Annotated in this window: 21 protein-coding genes; 6 read left to right on the top strand and 15 right to left on the bottom strand. The window is 52.3% G+C overall.

The genetic code is table 11. From position 1 onward, the window contains the following. Nucleotides 1–42: 42 nt before the first annotated feature. On the top strand, nt 43–1,713 hold the full coding sequence (locus tag A6X21_RS22935) for a PP2C family protein-serine/threonine phosphatase (protein ID WP_068853309.1): 1,671 nt from the start codon (nt 43–45) through the stop codon (nt 1,711–1,713). 79 nt (nt 1,714–1,792) lie between these two features. Here the strand turns inward: A6X21_RS22935 and A6X21_RS22930 are convergent, their stop codons facing one another. Next, entirely contained in the window at nt 1,793–3,184 is a 1,392-nt protein-coding gene (locus A6X21_RS22930) for a sigma-54-dependent transcriptional regulator (RefSeq protein ID WP_068853429.1), read from the bottom strand. Between the two features lie 147 nt (nt 3,185–3,331). Beyond that, the gene (locus A6X21_RS22925) at nt 3,332–4,864 is read right to left on the bottom strand and encodes a sensor histidine kinase (RefSeq protein WP_131818511.1); all 1,533 of its coding nucleotides are present in this window, start codon (nt 4,862–4,864) and stop codon (nt 3,332–3,334) included. A 130-nt stretch (nt 4,865–4,994) separates the two neighbouring features. On the opposite strand from A6X21_RS22925, the gene A6X21_RS24920 reads away from it, so the two are divergent. Beyond that, nucleotides 4,995–5,144 (top strand): hypothetical protein, encoded by a 150-nt coding sequence (locus tag A6X21_RS24920; protein ID WP_165603914.1) that lies wholly within the window; start codon nt 4,995–4,997, stop codon nt 5,142–5,144. 23 nt (nt 5,145–5,167) lie between these two features. On the opposite strand, the gene A6X21_RS22915 is transcribed toward A6X21_RS24920, so the two are convergent. Beyond that, the gene (locus A6X21_RS22915; RefSeq protein WP_068853303.1) at nt 5,168–6,505 is read right to left on the bottom strand and encodes a protein phosphatase 2C domain-containing protein; all 1,338 of its coding nucleotides are present in this window, start codon (nt 6,503–6,505) and stop codon (nt 5,168–5,170) included. Between the two features lie 440 nt (nt 6,506–6,945). On the opposite strand from A6X21_RS22915, the gene A6X21_RS22910 reads away from it, so the two are divergent. Then, a complete protein-coding gene (locus A6X21_RS22910; protein WP_068853301.1) occupies nt 6,946–8,184 on the top strand; it encodes a DUF6268 family outer membrane beta-barrel protein in 1,239 nt (412 codons plus the stop codon). An 8-nt stretch (nt 8,185–8,192) separates the two neighbouring features. Here A6X21_RS22910 and A6X21_RS22905 read toward each other — a convergent pair whose 3' ends face one another. From A6X21_RS22905 to A6X21_RS22855, 11 genes are all read right to left on the bottom strand, one after another. Next, nucleotides 8,193–9,515 carry a DUF1501 domain-containing protein gene (locus tag A6X21_RS22905; protein ID WP_068853299.1) on the bottom strand — a complete coding sequence of 441 codons (1,323 nt, stop codon included), beginning with the start codon at nt 9,513–9,515 and terminating at the stop codon, nt 8,193–8,195. A gap of 91 nt (nt 9,516–9,606) precedes the next feature. Next, the gene (locus tag A6X21_RS22900) at nt 9,607–13,116 is read right to left on the bottom strand and encodes a DUF1553 domain-containing protein (RefSeq protein ID WP_083233854.1); all 3,510 of its coding nucleotides are present in this window, start codon (nt 13,114–13,116) and stop codon (nt 9,607–9,609) included. Nucleotides 13,117–13,372: 256 nt separating this feature from the next. Further along, nucleotides 13,373–13,870: a hypothetical protein gene (locus tag A6X21_RS22895; RefSeq protein ID WP_068853297.1), complete on the bottom strand. Its 498-nt coding sequence runs from the start codon at nt 13,868–13,870 to the stop codon at nt 13,373–13,375. Between the two features lie 128 nt (nt 13,871–13,998). After that, nucleotides 13,999–14,982 (bottom strand): DUF1559 domain-containing protein, encoded by a 984-nt coding sequence (locus tag A6X21_RS22890; protein WP_068853295.1) that lies wholly within the window; start codon nt 14,980–14,982, stop codon nt 13,999–14,001. 59 nt (nt 14,983–15,041) lie between these two features. Then, nucleotides 15,042–15,581, bottom strand: coding sequence for a transthyretin-like family protein (locus tag A6X21_RS22885; RefSeq protein WP_131818510.1), 540 nt, complete (start codon nt 15,579–15,581; stop codon nt 15,042–15,044). Between the two features lie 88 nt (nt 15,582–15,669). After that, complete coding sequence (locus tag A6X21_RS22880) at nt 15,670–16,614, bottom strand: DUF1559 domain-containing protein (protein WP_068853291.1); 945 nt, start codon at nt 16,612–16,614, stop codon at nt 15,670–15,672. A gap of 205 nt (nt 16,615–16,819) precedes the next feature. Next, the gene (locus A6X21_RS22875) at nt 16,820–17,551 is read right to left on the bottom strand and encodes an MBL fold metallo-hydrolase (protein ID WP_068853289.1); all 732 of its coding nucleotides are present in this window, start codon (nt 17,549–17,551) and stop codon (nt 16,820–16,822) included. 126 nt (nt 17,552–17,677) lie between these two features. Then, nucleotides 17,678–19,450: a solute symporter family protein gene (locus A6X21_RS22870; protein ID WP_068853287.1), complete on the bottom strand. Its 1,773-nt coding sequence runs from the start codon at nt 19,448–19,450 to the stop codon at nt 17,678–17,680. Nucleotides 19,451–19,585: 135 nt separating this feature from the next. After that, on the bottom strand, nt 19,586–19,846 hold the full coding sequence (locus A6X21_RS22865) for a DUF485 domain-containing protein (RefSeq protein ID WP_068853285.1): 261 nt from the start codon (nt 19,844–19,846) through the stop codon (nt 19,586–19,588). 233 nt (nt 19,847–20,079) lie between these two features. Further along, nucleotides 20,080–21,162, bottom strand: coding sequence for a sugar kinase (locus tag A6X21_RS22860; protein ID WP_013110356.1), 1,083 nt, complete (start codon nt 21,160–21,162; stop codon nt 20,080–20,082). A gap of 109 nt (nt 21,163–21,271) precedes the next feature. Further along, complete coding sequence (locus A6X21_RS22855) at nt 21,272–22,081, bottom strand: SDR family oxidoreductase (protein WP_068853425.1); 810 nt, start codon at nt 22,079–22,081, stop codon at nt 21,272–21,274. A 325-nt stretch (nt 22,082–22,406) separates the two neighbouring features. On the opposite strand from A6X21_RS22855, the gene A6X21_RS24915 reads away from it, so the two are divergent. The 3 genes from A6X21_RS24915 (at nt 22,407) to A6X21_RS22840 (ending at nt 24,388) form a co-directional block, all read left to right on the top strand. After that, entirely contained in the window at nt 22,407–22,655 is a 249-nt protein-coding gene (locus A6X21_RS24915; protein ID WP_165603913.1) for a PGPGW domain-containing protein, read from the top strand. A 115-nt stretch (nt 22,656–22,770) separates the two neighbouring features. Then, nucleotides 22,771–23,751, top strand: a complete 981-nt coding sequence (rsmH, locus tag A6X21_RS22845; RefSeq protein ID WP_240490376.1) for a 16S rRNA (cytosine(1402)-N(4))-methyltransferase RsmH — start codon at nt 22,771–22,773, stop codon at nt 23,749–23,751. A 37-nt stretch (nt 23,752–23,788) separates the two neighbouring features. Then, entirely contained in the window at nt 23,789–24,388 is a 600-nt protein-coding gene (locus tag A6X21_RS22840) for a nitroreductase family protein (protein ID WP_068853281.1), read from the top strand. A gap of 54 nt (nt 24,389–24,442) precedes the next feature. Here A6X21_RS22840 and A6X21_RS22835 read toward each other — a convergent pair whose 3' ends face one another. Continuing rightward, nucleotides 24,443–25,462 (bottom strand): bile acid:sodium symporter family protein, encoded by a 1,020-nt coding sequence (locus tag A6X21_RS22835; RefSeq protein WP_068853279.1) that lies wholly within the window; start codon nt 25,460–25,462, stop codon nt 24,443–24,445. Nucleotides 25,463–25,642: the final 180 nt, after the last annotated feature.

Raw genomic sequence — 25,642 nt, 5'->3', positions numbered from 1 at the left:
GTTGCCGATCACTGGGCCGATTTCAATGCGACGAGACAACTGATGCCGAGCTGGAATCGTTCACAGAATCCTCCCGATGTCCTTCCTCCATCGATCATCATGGGGTTAGTCGTCGCCTGCGCTCTCCCTTTGGTAACCAATCTGTTCGGTATTCGCTGGGGCATCAACCCGATTGACGCGGGGACGGCCCTTCAGCAGGTTCGTGGCGAGATCGTTGTCACTCTGCTCTCATGGACAGCCGCTTGCACCGGTGTTGTGACAGCCGTCAGCGCGTTTTCCATGTTTCGTCTCCGGGGAGATGTCACGACACCCATTCTTGGGACGGCACTGTTGTTCTGCGGATTGATGGATGCTGCCAATGCACTGGCGATCAATGGAATCCTGGTCTCGGCTTCAGATCCCTCCCGATTTGCTGACTTTACCGATGCCATGACACGCCTGACATATGCCTTGATCATTACATTAGGGACGGCTCCATTCGCTCTGGGGTTCATCACGCCCGAATGGAGTGGATCAAGGAATAACCGTAACGCAGGTTTTCTGATTTGTGCAGCGATCGTATTCGGACTTGGTGCCTTCTCGATTGTCGAGCTCTGTGCCTGGATTCCCGAGTTGCCCAAAACGGTGTTCCCTGCATCTTCGATCCCCAGACCCCTCGATGCATTTACATTGATCATTTACCTCATCACTGGAATCTTCTTTCTGCCGCGATTTTACAAGCAGTATCCCAGTCTGTTCTCACATGGTCTGCTGTTGAGTGTGATCCCCCATATTCTACTGCAAATGTATATGGCCTTTGGATCTCGCCGTTTTGACGACAATGCGGCAGTCATCGCCCATTATCTGAAGATCGTCGGTTACCTCGTCCCTTTCATTGGTCTGCTCTGCGATTACTCTCGTGTCTCGCAGGTCGAAGCCAAAATGTTGAGTACCGAGGCCCAACTCCAATTGGCTCGCCAACTGCAGCAGGCACTTCTTCCCAGAGAAGCACCCGTCATCAGGAACTATCAACTGGCAGGTTTTTCTATCCCTGCAGAGGCTGTGGGAGGAGATTACTTCGACTATCTGGTTTATGGCGATGGATCGATTGGCCTCGTGATTGCCGATGTCAGCGGTCACGACCTGGGTGCTTCGATCCTCATGTCGCAGACACGCGCATTTCTACGTGCTGATCTCAGTGTGGGTCATGATCCAGCGATCATTGCCGAACGTCTCAATCGATTTCTCTGCGATGGAGATATTCTTAACCACCGGTTTGTCAGTCTGTTTTTTGCTCGACTGATTCCCGAAGAACACGAATTGCGTTACATCGCGGCAGGTCAACCGGGTGTCATTCTACTCCCCGATGGTGAAACTCAAGCCCTGTCACCCACCGGCCCCGTGCTTGGTTTTGATCCTCATTGTCAGTTCGTTCAGGAACAAACGAAATTGCCTCCCGGCAGTCTGCTGCTGCTTTACACGGATGGCATTACTGAAACGACAGATACCTCGGGATTTGCTCTGGGGACACAGCCTCTGTACGAGCTACTGCATGCCGGAAAAGGCCAGTCGGCCGAACACCTCACGAGTGTGATCAAAACGGCTGTCCTGAGGCATGCTGGTCAGCGAGGCCCCGTGGATGACCTGACCTGCCTTTTGCTGAAACGCTCTCCGCAGGATGCGAATTTACCGTTGAATATCGGAGCATCTCTCGCGCAGACCACGAAAGTCTGATACTCGCGTCCTGTACAGAGTGTACGATTCAACACCACTAAGACACAGGCTCCACCACTCTGGCGCGAATCAGGCCTGATCAACTGGCAGCACGCGTCTGATCACCGTTGAGCTTGTTGTATAACGTCTTGAGAGCGATGCCCAACTCGGCAGCCACCTTGACTTTGTCACCTTTGTGCTTCTCGAGCACCTGATAGATGACTTCCATTTCAATCTCACGCAAGGTTTTGGGAGAACCGCTGGAAAAAGCAGCTTCGACGCCCTTATTGCCATTCAGAACAGCAGATCGCTGACGTGTGATTGCACCGGGAAGATGTTCGGGAAGGATGACTCCGCCATCCGCCAGAATTACCGCATGCTCCAGTGCATTGGCAAGCTCACGAATGTTTCCACTCCAGTCGTGTGATTGCAAGGCTTCGATCGTTTCTGGTGCAAGAATCTCGGGTGGCACGTCACGCCGCTTGAGATGTCTCGCAATCAGATTGCGAGACACATCGGGAAGGTCTTCTTTCCGTTCGCGCAGGGGAGGGAGCCGAATTTCGAACGTATTCACACGAAAGAATAAGTCTTCCCGGAAAGCCCCTTCGCGAACCATTGATTCGAGGTCACGATTTGTCGCACAGACGATGCGAACATCCACGTGAAAAGCTTCGTTCTCACCCACGCGACGAACTTCACCGGACTCTAAAAATCGCAGCAGCTTCACCTGCATCGACTTATCGAGCTCTCCCAATTCATCGAGGAACAGTGTCCCTCCATTCGCCACCTCAATGAGTCCTTTCCGAGGCGTATCCGCCCCGGTGAACGCACCTTTCCGGTGACCGAACAGTTCGCTTTCCACCAGGTTATCCGGGAGGGCTCCGCAATTCACAGCCACAAACGGCATTTGAGCACGATGGCTCAATTCATGCACCCGACGAGCCACCAGCTCCTTGCCAGTCCCGGTCTCACCGAGAATCAACACAGCGGAATCTGTCGGAGCAATCTTTTCGATCATCCGTTTAACACGCTGCATCGATGGCGTTTTGCCAATGATATCTGGCGCTCCTTCGACCGCCTTCAATCGCGTTTCGAGAGCAATCGCTTTATTGGTGAGAGTCCGTTTTTCAGCGACTCTTTTCAATGCAGCAGAAATCTCAAACAATTTGCAGGGCTTGGGCAGAAAGTCGTAAGCCCCCTTGCGAACAGCCTGAATGGCCGCCTCAAGATCACCATGCCCGGTACTGATAATCACTTCAGTTTCAGGAGAAACTTTTTTGATGTGATCAATCACATCCCAGCCACTGATCCCTGGCATCCGCAGATCCACAATTGCGGCATCGAAGGTATGATTTTCCAGCACTTTCAGCGCGGATTCACCATCTTCGCAGAATGTGACATCGTGCCCCATGCGTGGCAATTCGATCTTCATCACACTGCGGATAGCCGCCTCATCATCCACGAACAGCACACGCAGTTTGTTTGATGTCATCGTACCCAACGGGCTTTCTCCTTGCCCTTCCAGAGGCATCATGCCTCAGGGCCTGTTCAGGCTGATTTGGCAAATCATTACATCGGCTTGTTAACAGAAGATACGAATCCCGGCAATGCCGCATTCATCGATTGCAGCAGCTTTTCATCATGCTGCCATCGATTGAACGGCTCTTTTGGGAAGATGAACACGGAAGGTACTTCCGCAGCCAGGGCCATCGCTGTGAGCCTCAATTCGCCCGCCATGATCAACGACAATCCGGTGGCTGATCGACAGCCCAAGACCAGTCCCACGCCCTGACTTTCTTTCTGTAAAGAATGGCTCAAACAGATTCTCCAGAACGCGGGCCGACATGCCACAACCGGTGTCTGTAAAAACCAGACACACCTCATCAGAAAGCTCTTTGATCTCCACACTGAGCTTCCCACCAGATGCCCCCATCGATTCCAGGGCATTTGCCACAAGATTCAAAACCACCTGTTTGATTTCTGCACCATTCACCTCAGCGAAGACCGATTCCTTAGGACGGCAATCAATCGTATGTCCCGAGAAACGCCCCATGTGCCCCACCATCTGCACCACATCCTGAACAATCCTCGTCAGATCCTGGCGACCACGAGGAGCGTCCTGCCCGCGTGCAAAAGTCAATAATCTTGAAGTGATTTCCTCACATCGACCCGCCTCTGACTGAATCATCTCCAGATACTGCCTCGCGACTTCTGCATCTTCTGCTGAGATCAACAAAGGTTCGCCATTGGATCCCGCCACTCGAGATGCCAGCGATTCAGAGGCCATCGAGATCGCCGAAAGCGGATTATTGATTTCATGTGCCACGCCTGCCGCCAGAAATCCGACACCCGCCAGACGCTCCGAGCGAACCAACTGCCTTGATCGCTCATTCACCTGCCTGTCGAGGTCGGCTTTAATCTCGCAAAATCGCTCAGTCATGGCATTGAATGCCTGTGCCAGATCGACAATCTCATCCTGTCCGTCGAGTTTGACCCGCACGCTGAAATCGCCGCGCGCAACTTTCATCGCCTTTCGGTGCAGCTCTTTTATGGGCAAGAAGATCCAGCGAATCATCAGGTGCATCACCATGAAAATTGCAACGACGGCACACAAGGCAACGACCAGCAAAATCCAGAAGAAGACCTGATAAGTCGACTGCGAATCCTGCCAGAGCTTCTGCAACCCCTCAATTGGATTGGGCAGACTGACAGCACTCTTCTGCAGAGAAGCCAGCGATTCAGTCATTTCCTGCTGGGCGACAAAAGCAATCTGTTGACTCTCAAGCGCCGGGAGCTTGTCTTTCATCCGGGCAATATCCGCATCCATTTTCTGGAGAATCGCGAACGCAATTGAGCTCTGCTCCCGGTTTTCGGGTGAATTGGGCAGCTTTGCCTGCTGCAACCGGTAGTCAGCCATGGCCGACTCCAGATCAGCCAAATGCCTCGATAGCGTAAATGCATCTCGCCTGAGTGTGGGATCCATCAATCTCGAAGTAGCCGCGAGGACTTCGTAGCGACGAGGACTCGACCTCAGATTTTTTTCGATCTCATGAACCATACTTCCATAAGACCACAGGCCTAGAAATCCGGCTCCAAATAGAGCGGTGAGCAGCCCCCCCGAGATGAAGAGCACAATACACAGCTTGCGACGAATGGAACGCGTTAAAAACACCCGGCCTCCTTGCCGTAAACCTGCTTTTCCATCAAGCCTGTGTTCCGCCGTCGTGACTTCCTGGCAGCCACAACCAGCTTCTGTGCCAATTGCTGAACAGCTTTAATGGATTTGAAAAGATTACAAGGTCATGCCCAACTCCAGCAAGACCGATTTCCGGGAGAAGTCATCTCGCCTATCGAATTCTTACGACCCGCGATCATCACTCAGTCAACCGGCGGTAAAGCTCCCTTCGCTGAATCACCAGCAGAAGAACCCATCAGCCGCTGCTCATCGGTGATCACTCGGTGACAGCACGCGAGATCAACTGCCTGAAGTGTCATTCGGCTTTCGAACTGAGCCCCAGCGAGACTCTCGTTTCAACCGCCGCCGCTGTGCCTGAACGCCACTCATCAGCATGCCGATCACTTTCGTCAGATCTCGAAATGCCCGACTCAGACGTTTCTCCATCGTGGCCAGGGTGAATTTCTGCATGAGATCATCATGTTCAGGCCAATCAATCGACCACTCTTCTTCCCGGGCCGCCTTCTGCAATTCAGCATGCAACCTGGCAAGTCGATCGATGAGTTCCGGTGTCGCGCGAGCCGATGCTGTGCGATAAGGCCGCCAGAGCACAGTCGCCATCGAATCGGCTTCAATCCCCGCTTTATCAGATGGCTTCACTTGGTTTCTACGAAAAATCCAACCAACGGCAAGGAGAAAGACAGATAATCCAATCAACGCTAAACCTGCGGCACGCCAGTCAGGTCCATTGATCACCAGGCTTATTCCAAAACCACATGAGACCACCATGGCAATGACCCATGCCAGGCGAGCGAATGAGCGTCCATCAATCTCGCGAGCCTCACTCTCAGGAATTCCATCGAGAGAGACCCCTTCAGGCATGGCCCCCAGACGAACTGTGATCACCGTAATATTATCGATGCCACCTCTCAAATTGGCGAGATTGACGAGAAATCGACAAGCATCTGCAGGAGCCAGTTCCCGCACAGCCACGCCAATCTCCTGGTCACTTACGAGGTTCGTCAAACCATCGGAGCACAGGACGTACACATCACCGGAAAGAGCAGGGAAGGGCCCTTCCATATCAACATTCACTGTGGGCTCGACACCCAAAGATCTGGTAATAATGTTTTTCGGAACGATTGAACTCGCATCTTTGGGATGCACGCGGCGCTGCTGAATCATTTCCCAGACCAGACTGTGATCTGCCGTCAGTTGATCAATCTGACTGCCTCTGACCCGATACGCCCGGCTATCCCCCACATGGCCGATCAGCACACCGGTACTTCCGAGTGCGAGAGCCGTACAGGTGGTGCCCATTCTCTCAAATTCGCGATTCTGCGTGCCGCGCTCATTGATCACGCGATTGCCATCAACAATGGCGTTCAGAAGTGCTGTCTTAGCATCCTGTTCGAGAGATTTCTGAAAAGCATGTGGAATCGTATCCACCGCCAGCTTACTGGCTAACTCTCCGACGGCATGACCACCCATGCCATCACAAACGACAAACAAATGGCCGCGACGAACCCAGTCTTCGCGGTCTTTGCAAATATGAACCGCAAAGGAATCCTGATTATTCTGACGCCTGAATCCAATATCACTCAGACTGGCGAACTGAACGGACTGCTCAAAGAGCATGCCCTGCTTCCTGAAATAATAATGATCTCCACCTGCTGGATTTTACGGACGCCAGCTCGTTTAGAGTATTATTTGTAACAGCAAGAATCACCGCAGGTAAAGCAGCGAGTTCGTCAATTTCGTGGAGTTTCAGGTTGTAAGCTTTGTACCGACAATTTCCAGAGGCCTATCAGTGCATCACCGGCATGAGGCGAACGACATGGCAGAGCCATGAGACAACCTTCAAGCTCACAACCGATCAGGCAGAAAATTCCGTTATACAAACCTGAAATCGCATCGATCGGGTGACTTTCACTTGATAGGACAGGCGAACTTCTGATAAGACCAAATTCCGCTTCTCTCTCCCTCGGCTTCTCCCCGCCTTTCCTCTTCTGGCCTTGCTCGTCTCGTAACTCCCCCTGTGCTGAATGATCTTCAAACTGTTGTGCTGGACAGGATTCATGTCTTCTCCAAATCAAAAGGGTGCTTTCCATCGCGGAACAAACTCCGCTCCAGCACTCTTGTCGATCACTCTGATTGCAGCGATGTTCTATTCCAGCACCTCCGGGGCTCAGCACCCGTCCGGGCCGGTTCACACTGTTTCGCCTCTCGCTCAGCAATCAACAGAGACATTCGCAACAGAATCCAGTGCCACAGCCTGGCCTGTCATTCTGCTCATGCCGGAAGCCATGACAGTTCAGACCGACGTTGTCGAATCCGGAAACGCCTGGGCGGTGCCTGAATCTCCCTCAAACGAGATTCCCGGCATGATCACGACCATGCCCCATGTCGTACCTGCAGCTCAATGGCAGGGCGAACCACAAAATCAGATTATGCAGGGCGATAACGTCATGCTTCCGGGAGAGCCAGCATCCCCGTTTGAAACTGACATTGGACAGGCAAACCTCCATGAACCACTGCTTCCTCAAGCCGGCAAACCCTGGATCATCCCCATTTCGACTCAAGCCGCAGTTTCGATTCTACCTGGTGATGGTGACGAACTGGGCATGACGAACCTGGAGTTCAGGCAGACGTTTCTTTTCCCTCGATCCAATGGCTGGATGGTGACCCCGGCTTTCAGCACAAACTTTCTCAATGGCCCGACATCGACTGATCTCCCACCCACTCTCTACAGCGGCTCGATTGATTTCATGTGGGCTAAAGAACTCTCGCCGAAATGGAAAATGAATCTGGCTGTCGCTCCGGGCATTTACACAGATGCTCAGAATACCAGTAGCAATGCGTACCGCATCACTGGCAGAGCGATCTTCATGTGGCAGATGAATGCCAGTTGGCAATTGGCTTTTGGTGCGGTCTATCTTGATCGGGATGACATCGTGGCTCTGCCAGCGGTGGGGGCTGTTTATACCCCCAGTGAATCATTTCGAATCGAAGCTATTTTCCCCAGACCACGGGCTGCCTGGCGTCTTTCACAAGTTGGTGATGAAGAACGCTGGTTCTACCTTGCTGGTGAACTGGGTGGCGGTACATGGGCCGTCGAACGGACATCAGGTGTCGATGATACTCTCACCTACAATGCTCTCTATCTGCTGGCCGGCTATGAAATCAAACATAAGGGACGGCTGGCTCCCCGCTTTGAAGCTGGTTATGTCTTCAATCGCCGAGTCGAATATGAGTCGAATGTCGGGAATTTTAATCCCAGTTCAGCAGCGATGATCCGCGTGGGTCTCGGGTTCTAACTGAACGATCACGAGAAGAGTTCCAGTACGGGAGTACCACCGTCAGTAATGGGAACAGGACGCTCACCTGCATAGAGTTCTTCCCGGGGATTCACGCCACATGTTGCATACATGGTGGCATGCAGGTCGGGCACGGAAACCGGACGACTCACGATGTTCATCGCCAGATCATCGGTCTCACCAATTGCCACGCCGGTCTTGATCCCACCACCTGCACAGGCGACTGAAAAACATTTGCCGTGATGCCCGCGCCCGCCGCCGCCATCGAATTTGGCAGGTCGTCCGAACTCTGTTGAAACCACAATCAGTGTTTTATCAAGAAGTTTGTTTCGTTCCAGGTCGAGCACAAGGGCAGCCAGCGCCTGATCAAGTTCCTGGATCAGGCGATGCTGCTGGACGATCCCATCATTATGGACATCCCAGCCAGTACCGTTGAGAAAGTTCAAGTTGTGCGAGACTTCGACAAACCGCACCCCTGACTGGAGTAATCGGCGGGTCAGCAGGCAGCGCTGCCCAAACTCTCCACCATATTCATTACGAAGGTCGGCAGATTCAGACTTCAAATCAAAGATCCGCATGAACTGGGGGCCAGCGAGCCGCTGAGCTTCATCAATCATCGACTCGTAATTCTTGAGTAAAGCCTGTTTTTCTTCAGTGGTATTGAGCTGGCGAACTTTCTTCAACAATTCGTTACGACGTGCTTGCCGCTCCTGGCGAATCACCGAAGCTGGCTGAAAACCCTGGGGTCCACTTTCAGTATCCGTCAAATAGACATAGTTGCCTTTGCTACCAAGAAATCCCGGGCCTCTCGTCGTGCTGGGATACCCGATGAGAACATATGCGGGAACACCATCACCTGCTGCACCACGCTGATGAGCAATGACAGAACCGACCGAAGGGTAAATCACCGTTTCACTGACAGGGCGACCCGTATGCATTCGATTCGTTGCTGCGGCATGCTCATCAATCACATCGTGATGCACAGTCCGAAATAACGTGAATCGATCCATGATCGGTGCACAGCGTGAAAGGTGTTCACAAACTTCCACCCCCGGGATCGCTGTCTGAATCTTGTCATAATACGAACCGGCTTTATTCGCTTTGGGATCGCCTTTCACTTTGGGATCCCAGGTATCGATCTGACCGGCTCCACCACCGAGCCAGATCATGACACAATGCTCGGCTTTTCCCATCGGAAAACTGACTTTTGCATGCTCCTCAGCCAGAAGAGAAGATGCAGATCCAACTCGACCCAGGCCCGCTGATAAAGCAACGGCCCCACCCAGTGCAGTGTACTGGTTGAAATCACGACGATTTAAAAATGGATTCATAGCGTTCTTCCATCAGCACTGGGCCAAATCAACGATCGAAGGACAGGTCTGTTCGCGCTGTTAACTGATACTGTATCCATACCGTTAACGTTCAGTTCAGCAGCACAAACTCGGGCATATTGATCAGCGTCCACACAAAATCTTCTGCCCGTTCACGCCAATCAGCCTGTAACCGCGACGAGGGTTCATCACCTTTTTCGATCGTCATGGCGAAGTTGACCTTAATGTTATTCGCTTCTGACTGCAGATGATTCGTCCAGGAGACACCTGTTGCCTGAGGACGAAGCACCACCTTTGGTTCTGTACCCGCCAGCACACGTTCGCTGAAGCCAGAACTTAAGAACTCCACGAACATGCCCTTTTCCTGAACAGATGGAGCACGAGTCATCAACTGCTGGAAGACCTTCTCAACAAACTCATCGACCGACTTCGACGAAATCGCCAGTTCCGTGATCAAACTATCATCGGAGAGTTGAGACGCCCTGAGAGTTAAAGTTCCATTGGCTAAGGTCGCCGGCTGCAGCACAGTCGTTTCCTGGCTACGCAGACTTTGGGGATCAGGTCGTGATGCTCGCCAGCCAAATGTTTCGAGCACATTGATAAAGCTCTGCACCCCAGGTAGTGCCAGGCTCGGGCGGTCACGTTCATTATTTGTGGCCACAAACTCCCAGGCACGTTCCGGGAAACCAAATCCCAGGGACTGATTCATCGGCCTCAGCCCATCGACATCAATATTCAACTCTTCTGTGCGGAAACTCTTCCCGGAAGCCACAAAGAGCGAATCCACAAGTTGCTCGGCAGTCAGTTTACGTGGTGCGGGCCCAGCAAAAAGTCGTGCTCGCCGGGCATCACTATAGACCGAATGGTCACTCTTTCGCTGGTAAACTTCGGTATTCAAGATCACACGGGCGATCTGCTTCAGATCATAACCGGAAGCAATCAGTTCCTGTTCAAGAATCGACAGCACCTGAGGATGCGTCGGGTCGGGGTTCTCCCAATCATCAATCGGCTCCACGATCCCTTTGCCCAGGTACCGTTGCCAGAGGCGATTGACGATCACATCTGCAAATCTCCGATTGGCAGGAGAGGTCACCAGCACAGCCAGTTGCTCACGCCGATCCGCAGGATGTTCAAGAATATCAGGAGAGAGACTCACCGAAAGACGTTCTGCAAATGGCCATTCCGGTGGGACAGGCTCACCCGGCTTCAACGTCACTTTGACCAGCAGTGATTTCAGTGCATTTTCATCACCGGGAATCGTGCTTGTTTTGGGGACTGATTCGGGTTCTCGCTTCAACATCGCTGCCAGACTGAAGAGGTCTCGCTGCTGAAAATCATGATAAGGAGCATCGTGACAACGGGCGCATTTCATCTCCATGCCAAGAAAGGCCTGCGCCAGGATATGAGCCTTGGCTGCCATCGGGCTGTCGTTCTGCGTCGCCAGAGCGAAACCGGCTGGCCCTCCAAAGTAGGTGCTCCCCTCCATAAGGATCAATTCTGTCGCGAATCGATCAAAGGGCTTGTTATCGCTGAACGATTCATGAATCCAATAGCGGAAGGGACCCGTGTTATTGAGCGTAGGATTCACCAGATTTGGATTTTCCGCCAGCACGTCCTGCCAGTAAGCCACCCAATGATCAGCCCAACCCGGCTGCTCGAGCAGCCAATCAATCCACTCGGCACGTCGATTGGATTCCGTGAGTGACCAGAAGTGCTCCTGGAGCTTCAATGAAGGAATCGTTCCCAGAATGTCGAGTGTCGATTTTCTCAAAAACTCGGCATCAGAAATGGGAGCCATGGGCTCAACACCAGCCGAAGACAGACCTTGTTGAATTTCGCGGTTAATGGCCGCAACAGTGGCTCTGGTTCTGCTGAGATCTTCTCCGATGGGCCCTTGAGACTGCTGCCCGAGCGTATCTTTCGCCAATTGATGACGTTTTTCCCAATAGCGGGCGTACGCCTCAGAGGCTTTTCTTCGCCTGATGGTGTTTTCACTTTCAAGACGTTTCTTCTCGGTTTTGGCCCATTGTTCCCAATGCCAGTCATCCAGTGGAAAGGGTTGTCTGGCAGACAACACCTGGAACTGTTTGCCATCATCACTAATGGCCAGACACATCTCTCCCAGTTCCGGGCGGCGTCCTTTACCACCCACCCAGAGATCAACTTGCACACGATGCTCACCGGGTGTGGGACTCCATGCAATCGCCTGCTCATAGTCACCTGGCTGCAAAGGACGAATCGCATCTGAGATCTGGCTCTCGACTCGATAGAGCGGGCCATGACCATCACTTCCTCGACCAGGGTGCCGATTATCGAGCACGAGCTGGTCATCAATCCATAGCCTGGCTCCACTGCGCGCCCTGAGCAGCAAATGCCGCGTTTCTGGTGGAAACTCCACCAAGCCGCTTAATCGCACGACGACAGGATTGCTGCGATCAGCCCGCACCCCATGCGAGTTGTAAAGCTGAGGAATCGCAATCAGTGACCAATCGACCTGCTGGAACGATTCGAACGGCTTACCTAAGCGAAATTCCCAGTTATGCTTATCGGGAACATGATGAAAGACCTCAACAAAGACGTTGTCTCGTGAGATATGCTCACGAGGGGTCAGGTAAGGGGGCTCCTGAACGATCCGGGCATGTTGTGCGATGCGGGCAGGTGGCAAGGCGGATCGATAGATCGCAATTTCATCAATCAATCCGCGAAAGGTACTGGCGGGATTCCCGCCTAACGACGAGCCCACCCAGAGCTGATCATCATCGACGACAGGAGCTTTGGTTGTCGCCCCCCCATAATCCCAAGTCCCCTCCACGAGGCTACCATCGATGTAACCTTTGATCGACTTGGGCTCGCCAAAAGTGTAACTCACCGCGATGTGATGCCATCCCGAATCGACAGCCACGCCAGATTGCGAGTTCCAGCGGTGGTAATTCTCACTGTTCCCCGGCTGACTTTCCGCATCACGAAAGAGGAAACTGACAAGGGCCTGGCCATTCTTGCCAGCCAGTCGTAAGGCATAGTTCTGATTTTCGGCAGGATAGCCGGAGCGTTTGGTGCGTCCTTTGCCGACCACGTACATCTGCTGATTTTCGGCAATCTGCTGCACATCGACCCAGGCCTCCAGAGTGATCGAATCACCTTGCTGAAATCGCAGGGGACTGGCCGCTAAGGCTGCTGGATCTTTGGGTGTGATGGGGGAATCATCGAGAGTCAGGTACCCGGCTTTGTTGCCGAACTCCAGAGCCTGGTTGTCGCTGCTGAACAGAGGATACTTTTCGCCCCTGGGCCCTGCGACTTTGAACTTGACGTTTCCTTGCTGCTGGAAGACCCATTGGCCAGAAACGTCTTTTAGAGAGCCTTGATCAAAGCTCCAATAGAATGCGGGTTGATCCGCAGCGACCATCGCTGCATACAGGTTCTTCGAAGGTTGTGATTCTCCCGAATCGTCCTGGTTACTGACTGCTTCCTGAAAACTCTTCACTGGCTGATCAGCACCAGGGACGGCCTCCGCTTGCTGACTCCAGCCCACACCCATCAGCCAGCCCGTCAATACAGGGAGGGTGATCGCCATTATGACGATACGAAGAGAAGAATGGCTCATTGAGAACTCGCTACTCAAAGAAGACCTGCGGAGCAAAGCTGGATTCAATGAATGATTGAAAATGTTCCGAACGCATCATGAGCAAATGGGGCTCACGGGCCGAACCTGTCAAACTCATCACTCAGCTTCATCGCACCGCGGGCCAGATCACTCGACGAACAGATCGATGCAAACGATGCCGTTGTCAGTATAGCGAAAGCATCCACCAATCTCGATATGAAATCTCGATATCAAGATTTCAGGATTGAGTGCAAAATCAAGGAGCGGCGATTCTTCCACCTCGATTGACAGGTGCTACGCCATAGCCTTTCGCGGAGGCTGGCACATCGAGATCACACGTCGCACCGACCTTTTCCACAGGAATGGTGAACATGAGAAACAGCGGTATATCAGCCTTGGTGATTACCGTTTCATCCCCCTGGCTACTGGCAGGCTTTTTCTCATAACCTGTCACCCTCACAAGATGGGGCCCGGGAATGACTCCTTTCCCTGAACCCCTTGTCGTGAATTGACCATCGACAATTTCCGCCGAACCGGCGGGGCCTTGATGACCTTTAGCGCTATCGGGAACAAACTCCAGCAGGCCGAACTTCACTGGCTCGCCCCCAAAAGTCACTTTCCCGGAGACATCGACGGGTTGCACGCCACTCTGGCCACAGCCTGTCACAAAGGTGCCAATCCAGAGCATCAGCGACAGAGACCCGATCCATTGCAACCGTTGATTGAAATGGGAACGGTAAAAAACATCGATCATCTTCAATCACCTAATTTCTCAGCACCTGCAGATCAAGCCGGAATCGCCAGAGAAGCGAGTCGTTGCCTCACGCAAACGGCTGACATCCGACGAATGAACACATCTCATAGTGGCTGCCGTCGCATGATTTATTGAATCTGCATCGATTCGGCACCATCTCGACTGGCTGCCCCTTGATAGGTCGCAAAGTCAATGTTCTCAGAGACAAAACGGACAGTTCCGTCGCCCATGAGAAAATGAGTCCCTCCGACATGCTGACTGCCAAACCGGGAATCATTGTAGAGACTGCCAGCCGTATTACTTCTCCAACCGGTATTTGAACCAATCTGATGCGTAATATTCTTGGAGGCATACATGGCCGTAGAGTTATCGTTGGTCGAAACGCCTTGTGTCCAGGCTCGAAAAGTTCGATTCCAACCCGAAGCTGCGTTGGCTGAGGCCTCACCCATGAGGAATGTGTTCGACAAACCATCAGTACAGTCGCTGAATCTTGACGAGACATTTCGGGTCAATAAACCATTCGTCGCCAGACCACCATGATCAGACGTCAGATTGGGAACTGCCGGCAGAGAGGCGTAATACGCAGTTGTTGAACCGGGTAAAAAGCCTTTTGCACCCGCAACTCCCAGATAATGCACCGATACCGGCGAATGAGTCTGGTTGTTGGTGGAGCCATAAGTGACTGTCTCGCTGTCTGCTGTCCTGTCAGAGAGCAAGGCACTGGGGCAATGCAGGACCGGGATTGTGGATCGCTTCAAGGCAAAATTGGGTGCATCATTATAAAAGCGAGACATATCGAACTGGTTATAGAGCGGGGTCTGATCAAGAAATGGCAGAACACGCACATGAAAACTGAAGCGGTTATGCTGACCTGGATTGGGCGGAGTTCCGGCACTTACTGAAAAACCTGCTGCAGGAAGACAATTGTAGGTGTCATGATAATTATGGAGTGCGAGCCCCCATTGCTTGAGAATATTTTTACACTCTGTCCGCCGGGCAGCTTCACGAGCCTGCTGGACAGCTGGCAACAGCAGGGCGATCAGAATCGCAATGATCGCAATAACGACCAGCAATTCGATCAGCGTAAAGGCTTTACGATTTTGAAAAAACATCTTTCTCACTCCAGGGAATAACGAAGAACTCTATATTGATTACAACACCTGATAATTGATTATGGATCGTTGATTCGGGCTCTGGGACCTACAATTTCAATTTGCGCGGGTTTACCACCAGTTGTTAAAGCAAACTCCGCAGGATTTATTCCTGAGCTCGTGACATTCGCTGTCAGCGTCGAGCCGAGTGGATCCGCATATGACTTAGGTACCACCCATTTATAGGTGATGTTCATAGACGAACTGGCTTCATCGCCAGGATCCACCTTGGACTGACCCACGACTTCACGCTTCTGAACCCCGACGAGATATTCGCCGCAAGGCAGCCCATCGCCGGGTTCATAAGTCCTGACGACAAACTGACCCTGAGCATCTGTCACTCCTGTCGAAGGACGCTGAAAACCTGCCTTTTCTCCGGAGGTCTTGGGTTGAAAGACAATGGCGGCACCCTCGAGAGGCTTACCATCCAACGTGACTTTCCCTGTGACCTTGACCAGTTTGGGACGTCCATTCCCACAACCGGAAGATGTCAGGCACTCGACCAGGAGCACCAGGATTCCGAGGCTCAACACACCCGTTCGATACATGGCAGCAGCCACTGCTAAGCCCCTTATCTATATGAATGTTCTAAGCAGACAGACTTAAACCTTAATCGATTTCATATCAGATGATCGGAGGAAAGCCGCTTTAGAATTCACCAATCGCGTTGCGATCATTGATCTGAAAGAGATTCTGGTAAAGGAAATTTCCTGTATCAGCCCCAAGTGCTGGATTGGATTGTATATTCTCACTCAGAAACCGGACTGTTCCATCGCACATCAGGACATGCGCCCCTCCCGTGTGTGGACTCGCCACTGCCACCCGGGAAAAAAGATTGACCGGCGTACCATTTTCCAGATAGCAGTTCGTAGCGGTGTCTAACGTCCCATCAAACGGGGTATTAATCTCCGTATGTGGTGAAACAATATTGATACGGAATTGGCACATTTTTCCCGTCCCCCAGGTCGAGCCAATGGCGACAAAGGGAGCCGTCATTAATGCTTTTTCACCAGCCAGGATCGTATTCGAGGTTCCATCGAGAATATCTGAGATGGGTGTGGCTCTTGGTGGGTTAGGCACCGGGAAAATCGTATTGCTGCCAGCGTACATGAGTACGCCCAGATTTTTGTGGTTTGGATTCAAATCACCTCCATTGGCAGAAGGGCAGATGAAACCGGGGATCTTGGTCGTCAGCAATCGTTCGACGGTTCCGCCATTGGCTGTTGAGTAATCTTCAATGTTGGACATATTCGCTGTGTTCTGAGGAATGAGATTCGAATTCCCCACGTTGATGGCGGTGTAAAGTGGTGTCTGGTCGATAAATGGGAGCAACATGCATGTCCATGTCCACGACCTCGTCGTCGTGTCCTGGTTGGCTCCCACACCACCTGCGACAGCCGCGACAGGAAAGCGTTTGTGGACGTCGTGGTAATTATGAAAAGCTAGCCCCAACTGCTTCATATTATTTTTGCACTGAGTTCTCCGAGCCGATTCCCGTGCCTGTTGAACAGCAGGGAGCAGCAGTGCAATCAGAATCGCGATAATGGCAATCACGACGAGGAGTTCAATGAGAGTGAATGCGCGACGAGACATGCGATTTCTCCACAGAAAGGAGTATTGGCCATAAGAACTGACCCAGAAATGAATGGAGCGTCACTTGAACATAACAACATACACTAATGCGATCAATCTTTTACGATCACAAATGTGGAGGTTTTCGCTGAACTTGAGACATTCAAATGGCTGCACGTTTGAAATCCGCTGGATTCAACAACATGCCTCAATCCTCGCAAAATGCCTAAAGCCGCACGACGAGGAGATCTTCTGCCACAACAGTGTTGGGAAAGATCTGACGTGCCTGATCGAGATCGACCGGATCGTCACTCAGATCACGCGGATCGATGTGTGTCAGGTAAAGCTGCTGGACATTCGCCGCCATTGCCAGCCGGGCCACCGCACTGGTATGGCTATGGCCTGTCGGCTGGCACCATTTCTCGTCAGCATCACGAAATGAGCATTCGTGAATCAGCAGATCCACTCCGCGAATCCAATCGAGATAGCTCTCGTTCGCCGTGGTATCTGTCACGTAGGCCAGCACCTTCGAATTTTTTTCGAGGCGGAAGGCCATCGATCCGCCCGGATGCACCATCGAACGTGAGGTCATGACATAGTCACCGCAAGAAATCACATCCTGAAGAATGCAGAATTCGAACGCCGGAAGAATGGGAAAGATCGGATCTGCAAACAGATGAGTGCGAACGGCATGAAGAGTGGCCGCTGTGCCATACAGCCTGCAACTGGTAAAGTACCCAGTGAGCAATGGTGCCAGCAGGTAAGTCAGACCACACACATGGTCAAGATGGGCATGGGAGAGGAAGACATTCAATTCCCCAGGTGGCATGACCTTGGGAATACGGAAAGCACTCGTTCCCGCATCAAAGACAATTCGAGCTTCAGGGATGGCCACTCCCGCTGTATGCCGTCTTTCATTGGGGTGATACCCCCCGGTGCCCAGGAAAATCACCTCCATAACGGTTGATCCCTGTTCAAAATGAAAGACTTTACCAGCACGATGAGTGCCCCACGTTACCAGCCGACTCGCAAACTCTGAATCATCCGCATGTCAATCATGCACTGCGAGTGAGCAGTGATGCAATCATTCATTTTCAGTGGCAGGTTGAGGCCGCGTGAGGAGTGACACCACAATCACGACCAGAAATCCGAGAGGGATTGTCACAATCCCGGGTTGACTGAAGGGGACGAGCGCCATCTGGGCGGCATCGTTCTTTGCGTAGCCGTAGACATTCTGGAATGTCTCCTGGCTGAGAAGAATCCAGGTCAATGAAGACAACATTCCCACAAGTACTGAAGCTGCCACACCGGCACCGGTTGTCCTTCGCCAGAAAAGGACCATCACCAGAGCTGGCAGATTGGCCGAAGCCGCCACACTGAAGGCCCAACCGACGAGAAAGCTGGCATTAAACTTCTGAAACCAGATTCCCAGACCAATGGCCATTACAGAGACCAACAAAGCGACGAGTTTTCCAAAGCGAACTTTCTGATGATCGCTCAATGGAATCTGCAGCCACCCCACCAGGAGATCGTGCACCACGGCACCACTGGCGGCCACAATCAAGCCACTCACAGTTCCGAGAACTGTGGTGAATGCAATGGCAGAGACCAGTGCAAAAGGAAGCTCACCGAAGGTTCGAGCCAAAAGGGGAGCCGCCATATTGCTGTCTGTCAGATCGATGTTTCCACCGGTCATGGCCCCCAGACCGAGAAACAAAGTCAGAATGTAAAACACACCAATGGTCGCAATTCCGACCACGGTACTTTGGCGCGCTGCACGGCCGTCTTTAACAGTGTAATAGCGAATCAGCACATGTGGTAAAGAAGCTGTTCCGGCAAAGAGAGCCAGCATCAGCGAGATGAAGTTCAGTTTGGGCCAGATGGAATCCGACTTGATTCCCTGGAACAAGGGACTCCGCCCGGGCATCAGCACTTCCTGGCCAGAAACCACGATCGGGGAATAGGTCGTAACCTTTCCTTTTTCGGTCGATTGCGTGTTTTCATTCCACAGGATGACTTGTGACTGATTCAACTCCTGCAGAAATCCCCACGGACTCAATGGGCCTGTGCTCGTGCGATCTTCGCCATTCGGCCCTTTGGCTAACGATGCCAGTTGACCGACACCGCGAATTCGAGCCTGTCCTGCACCACTTCCCAGAGGAGTACCATCAATCAGTTTTTCTCCTGAGGTTGTCACCGTTAAAACCTGCGGCTGCATGGCCACTGGATCATCCGTGCTTGTCAAACCACGATTGAGTATGAGAATGGTGATCAAACCACTGAAGAGCACCAGCAATGCTCCCTTAATGAATTGAACGTACGTCGTACTCACCATCCCGGCAGAAACCACGATCACCGTGACGACCAGTCCCACGGCAATCACACCCATCCAGTGAGGCAAACCAAAGAGTGGCATAATGAGTGCGCCGGCACCAACCATCTGCGGTATGAGGTAGAACGCACTGACAACCAGCGCACTCAATCCTGCCGCAAAGGTCACTGCGCGCGATTGAAATCGACTGTTCAATGCATCGGCAAATGTGTACCGACCCATGCGTTTGAGAGGTTCGGCAATCACAAACAAGGCCACCACCCAGCCAGCCAGAAATCCGATCGAATACAGAAATCCATCGTAGCCGTAGCGAGCAATCATCCCGCAAATTCCAAGAAACGATGCCGCTGACAGATAGTCACCGGCAAAAGCCACACCATTCACAAACCATGGAATCTGCCCACCCGCTGCAAAGTAAGAGGCCGACGATTTACTTTTGGAAGCAAACCAGAAACTGATCCCCAGCGTGAAGCCAACAAAGATCAGAAAGATCAACATTGCCAATGGTGAAGGGTCTGTCAGCACGAGATTACCTTTACGCCGAGCGGCAGAAGAATTCGTCAGGCTGTCGTTGCGAATTGTGAAGTCGAGATGTTGTTGATGACGCCATCATCAGGTGAGTCATTGAATCTGACTCCCCACTGAACTTAAAAGGGGGAGTTATTCCGACGTGCAGGCTCTGGCATAGAGCACTGCCAGAACGATTGCCCCCAGAATCAGGCCAAACCCTGCCGTCACTGCGGCGGGGACACCGAAAAGTGGAATTGCCAGTGACGAAAATGAGAAGGCGCTGATGGCAACAAACAGGCTGTACAAGCTCGTGTAGAAAATGAACAGCCTCATTCCCAGGCGTGCATTGCCTTGCTGCGAAGCCAGTGACTGAGGGGCCGATTCGTTCACAGGTTGATGATCGAAGTGCATCAGGAAATACCCCTCTTTTGGAAAACCTCTCAATTGGCTGATCAATTCTCAATCAGCCGATCTGGGAGAGGACCTCGCAATTGCATCCGGCACAGTTCAGCTTCACGGTCAAATCGTATTTTCACGGGCAGGTCATATTGATGAAGAGATGGAGTTTGTCAGGGAAAGTTTCGGGATCGGAATGATGATCTCACTCCGATCCCGACAAGCTATCCTGCACTTTCGAATCAGGTTTATCGCTGAACGCGGGCTGAACCACCCTTGGCCAGTGCTTCCACTTCCGGCAGCTTGGCCATGGTGGTATCCCCTGGGAAGGTTGTAAGCAGAGCACCGTGAGCCCAGCCCAATCGGAGTGCCTGCTCAGGTGTCTTGCCATTCAGCAGACCGTAAATCAAGCCTGCGCAGAAGCCATCACCACCACCAATTCGATCGACCACATCGAGGGCCATGGTAGGACTGACAAACTTCTGCCCATTGAGCCAGAGCACTGCAGCCCAGTCATGCCGATTCGTCGTATGCACCTCACGCAAAGTGGTGGCGACCAGCTTGACGTTCGGGAATTTCTTTGTGGCTTTGTCGATCAGTTGGAAGAAAGAGTCCGGGTCGAGTTTCGATTTGTGCTCGACATCCTGTCCTTCAATCCCCAGACCTTTTTGCAGGTCTTCTTCGTTGCCAATCAGACAGTCGACATGCTCGACAATCTTGGCGATGGTTTCCTGACCTTTGGCATCACCACCGACCGATGCCCAGAGCTTGGCTCGGTAATTGAGATCAAACGAAGTGATAGCTCCCGCAGCTTTGGCAGCTTTCATCCCTTCGATAATGACCTGTGAAGTAGTCTCCGAGAGGGCTGCAAAAATTCCACCCGAATGAAACCACTTAACCCCATTGGCAAAAATCTCTGACCAGTTGAAATCGCCGGGCTTGAGCATAGCTCCCGCTTCGTTGGAGCGGTTGTAGAACACGACGGGAGGGCGGACTCCCAGACCGCGATCACTATAAACAGTCGCGATATTTGGTCCACGCACACCATCATGCTTGAACCACTTATAGAAAGGCTTGACGCCCATTTCGCGAACACGGGCCTGCACCAGTTCACCAATCCCGTAGTCCACCATGGCTGTGGCCACACCCGTCTTCTGACCAAAACAGTCCGCCAGGTTGGCAGCGACGTTGTACTCACCACCCGAGACATGGATGTCAAAACTCTTGGCCTTCCGGAAAGGGATGATGCCAGGATCCAGACGATGCACAAGAGCACCCAGCGCCAGAAAATCGAGTTCACAGGCATCTTGACGAATTGCGAGGTCAGCCATGAGTTGAAAACTTTCTATTGAGATAAAGGAGGAAACCGTGTTTGCCAATAAGGTTTTCATGCCAGTTTTCGATTCTGCCGAATCGACAAATGCCTGCCTCAATCAGGCATTAAATGGTGACTGAAGAAAATCCACCATCGACCACAATATTCTGCCCCGTCACGAAGGAGGAGGCTGTTGATGAAGCGAGCCAGACGACGGCGCCCGAAAGTTCGTCCGCAGTCCCAAAGCGGGCCATCGGTGTATGTGAGATAATCTGCTGACCACGGGCGGTGTAGCTCCCATCGGGATTAAACAGCAGAGCCTTATTCTGCTCGGCTGGAAAAAACCCAGGGCTGATCGCATTAACCCGCACACCGGTCGTGGCCCATTCACGGGCGAGAAACTTGGTCAGATTCAATACCGCTGCTTTGGCTGCCGAATACGCCACTACACGTGAAAGCGGAATCATGCCTGACATTGAGGCAATATTGATAATCGAGCCACGCTGCTGCTTGACCATCGACTCACCAAAAACCTGACTGGGGAGCAATACACCAGCCGTCAAGTTGAGATCAAACACTTCGTTCCAGGCACTGATCGGGAGTTTGCAAAAGTCAGCCCCGGGAGGAAGCGTCGCCTCGGGCCGATTGCCGCCGGCCGCGTTGATGAGAATTGTCGCCGTTCCGACAGTGCCCTCAATCTCCTGACGGGCATGAAGCAACGATTCCGCATGGCCAGCATCGGCCGATACAAAGCTGGCCCGGCCGCCTTCCGCTCGAATGGACGCCACTCGGGCTTCACCGCGTTCCTGGTTTCGACCCATCACGACCACATGGGCTCCTTGAGCAGCGAGAGCACTCGCCATCGAGCCACCCAGAACACCAGTGGCGCCAATCACAATGGCGACATCTTCCGATAAATCAAAGATATTCCGCATCATCCTACCATTAAACAACTTACGAAATTTCGAAAAATCAGATCTGTGAGCGAGTGAGTTTCATCTCATATTTTTTGAATCTGGTCACTCGGGAAGTTCGTTTCTTAATTTTGAGGTTTCATTTTTTGGGAAAGAGTAGCAACTGGCTGATCTTTTCGCACGCATGCACACATGCGAAGGAGATCATTTGATGGAGTCTTGCAACACGAATCCTTCCGATTCATCCGTGAACAGCACTTTGGGAACAATAGCACCTTCGAATCACCAGAATTCATGCTGGCGAGGGCTGCGGTATCGACTCAGGCTGTCCCAGCGCAGAATTCGAATGTTTCCAAAGCCGCTCAGGTTGATCTTCATTTTCTGTCTGGGAGCAGGTCTCATCGCCGCCGGGATCATCATGCTCGTCATCCCGGGGCCGGGCATTCTGACGATCCTTTTAGGATTGAGTATTCTTTCGACAGAGTTTTTGTGGGCTGCGGGAGTAATGAAGTGGATCGGTCGGCATGGCAAGCCGTGGCTCATCTGGATCAATCAATGCTGGAGGCGAATGATCGAACCCCAAAGCGTGAAGTGAAGGTCTTCGACCAAAAGAAAACCTGCTCATGCCGAATGCCATTTGATCGAGCGATTGGCTAAAGTGCTGCAGACTTGTTGTCGGCACTTGATCTTTGCAGTAAAGAGACCAGATCTTGGGTAATTTTTCGCCGGGAAATGCTTCGACTCCCGACGCTGAGCCTGCGGGGTCTGGCAAGAAAAACTCGTCCCAGCGGGCTGTGCATCTGCCCGTTATGCTTCGAGAAGTTATCCAGCAACTCCGGCTCGAATCAGGACTCGTGGTGGCCGACGGAACTCTCGGGGCAGGGGGGCATAGTCGAGAGATTTTGAAAGCGATCGGATCAGCAGGGATGCTGCTCGCTTTCGACCGCGACCCAATGATGATTTCGCTGGCAGAGAAGATTGTATGTGGCGAAAACGTCCACATTCACCACGGAAGTTACATCGAAATCCGGGATGTGCTCCAGCGTCACAGTCAGTCAACTGGTCGCCCACCTCTCGTTGATCGCATGCTTCTCGACCTCGGGTACTCTTCCGACCAACTGGCGGATCGACAGCGCGGCTTCAGTTTTCAGACAGAGGGACCACTCGATCTGCGCTTCTCAACTGGCGAGAATGTCTCCGCTGCCCAGTGGCTGGCCACGACCCATGATTCGGAGATTATTCGAGTCCTGACAGAGTTTGGCGAAGAACCTTTTGCGGAGCGATTAGGGCCGGCAATTGGTCTTGCTGCCCGGCGGGGCGAAATACTAACAACGAAAGACCTGGTGCGTGTTGTCGAGCAGACAGTTCCTCCAGCGATTTTGCGAAATGCCGAGAAGCACCCGGCAACGCGCGTTTTTCAGGCCCTGCGCATTCAGGTGAATGATGAACTCACGCATGTTTCGACCATGTTGAACCAGATCGCACCGGAAGTCTTGGCTCCTCACGGAATCATGGCAGTCATCACGTTCCATTCGCTGGAAGATCGGCTGGTCAAGCAGGCCTTTCGACAAAAAGACGTATGGCAAGAATTATCAGACAAACCCATCGTACCCACACCTGCCGAGATTCGATTTAATCCTCGCAGCCGCTCTGCAAAACTTCGAATTGCCCAAAGAGTGGCAGGGAACTAAGCATTAGAGATCTGATGCAAAGTCGAAAGTTCATCGTATGTCCCATAAGCCTGCCCCATCCTCGGTCGAGATTCATCCTCTGATTCAAGATCGATGGAGTCCTTTGAGTTTTCGTCCGGAACCGTTGACCAAACTGCAGATTCAGCAGCTTTGCGAGGCAGCTCGATGGGCTCCTTCGAGTTACAACGATCAACCGTGGTCTTTTTTAATGGCACCACGCGACGATGAGATCGAATTTTCCCGCCTGCTGAGTTGTCTGGCTGACGCCAATCAGGTCTGGGCACAACATGCAGGGTTATTGGTTCTGGCAATTGCCCGAACCACCCTGACTCGGAATGGTCACCCCAATCGATTCGGGATGCATGATACCGGGATGGCGACGATCCAGCTTGTACTCCAGGCGGAAGCTATGGGGCTCAAGGCTCACCTCATGGGTGGCTATAACGCTGCTCAGGCAAGGGTCATTTACGAGATCCCCGAAAGCTTTGAACCTGCCGCTGTCATGGCGATTGGCTTTCCGGGAGAAGTCGAAAAACTTCCTTCAGAACTGCAACAGCGAGAACGATCCGAGCGTTCCCGGCGATCACTTGATCAGATGATCTTCACGGGGAAATTTGAACAGCCTTTTCGATTTTGATCATCACCAGGCTAACATTTCCCTATGGCTGCGAAACCCATTCGATAACTGAATTCAGGAAGGATTGGTTTGTCCCTTTGGGTTCAGGGGAGAATCGAGCGCCAACTTCTTCCAGCGAGTGGCGAGGAGACCACAGATTACCAATTGGAGCGGATGGTAAATCATAATTGGCAGAAGAATCATCCCCAGAGCAGGGCTGGTACCGAACATGATCTGTGCCATAGGAACAGCCGTCGCCATCGATTTTTTGGAGCCACAAAAAACAGTCGCAATCCAGTCTTCTCGATTGAACATTAACCCTCGGCAAACTGCACTGAGAATGAAAAACACGAGATAAAAGAGCGCAAGAGTAATTGCTGCCGTAACTGCCACAACCATAAACCCATGCTTTGTCCAGATGCCCAGTACCATCGAATCACAGAACGAAGTGTAGATCAGCAGTAGAATCGTGCCGCGATCGACCGAGGTGACAAATCGTCGATGCCTGGTCACCCATTCGCCCAGCCATGGCCTGCAAAGCTGCCCCAGAGCCAGTGGCAAAACCAGCCATAATAAAAGTTCGAAGATCACCTCCTGCATGGAAAAACTTCCCGCAGTGGAATTCGAATGACCGGCCTGCAGCACAGTTGCCATCCACAAAGGAGTCAGCACGACGCCCAGCAGATTGGAGGTGGTCGCATTGAAAATCGCTGCAGGTACATTTCCACCCGCTGCAGCCGTCAAAGCCACAGATGAAGAAACCGTCGATGGTGAGGCACAGAGGTAGAACAACCCCAGCCGCAATTCCTCAGGCAGCCAGCCCCTGGTCACGGTCATCAACCCCAATCCGATCAAGGGAAACAGCAGAAAAACCGCCCCTTGGACAACCACATGCACTTTCCACTTCATGATTCCCTGACGCAGCGAAGCAAAGCTCAGGGAAAGACCATTCAGATAAAAGACTAAAGCGACACCCAAACTTGTGATCAGTTCCGGATGGAGCCAGCCACCCCGTGCCCCAGGCGTTGGATAAAGCCACGCCAGCCCAATAGCCACCAGCATTCCGAGCAGAAACCAATCAATTTTCGGCTTCATCTCGCCAGGTTCTTTCGCGGCCTATCAGGTTCAATCAACACAATCTGTTCCGAGTTGTCAGTTGCGTGTGTCGCCAATGATAGAAGAAGAATTTTCGAATCATGCACGCGGTGCCATGAATGAAGTATCAGGTCGAAGACCTCCGGCAATGAAAAAAGCCTGCTGAAGCAAAACTTCAAC

This window comes from Planctopirus hydrillae (assembly GCF_001707835.1).
Lineage (GTDB): Bacteria > Planctomycetota > Planctomycetia > Planctomycetales > Planctomycetaceae > Planctopirus > Planctopirus hydrillae.
This window is presented reverse-complemented; position numbering and strand designations above follow the sequence as displayed.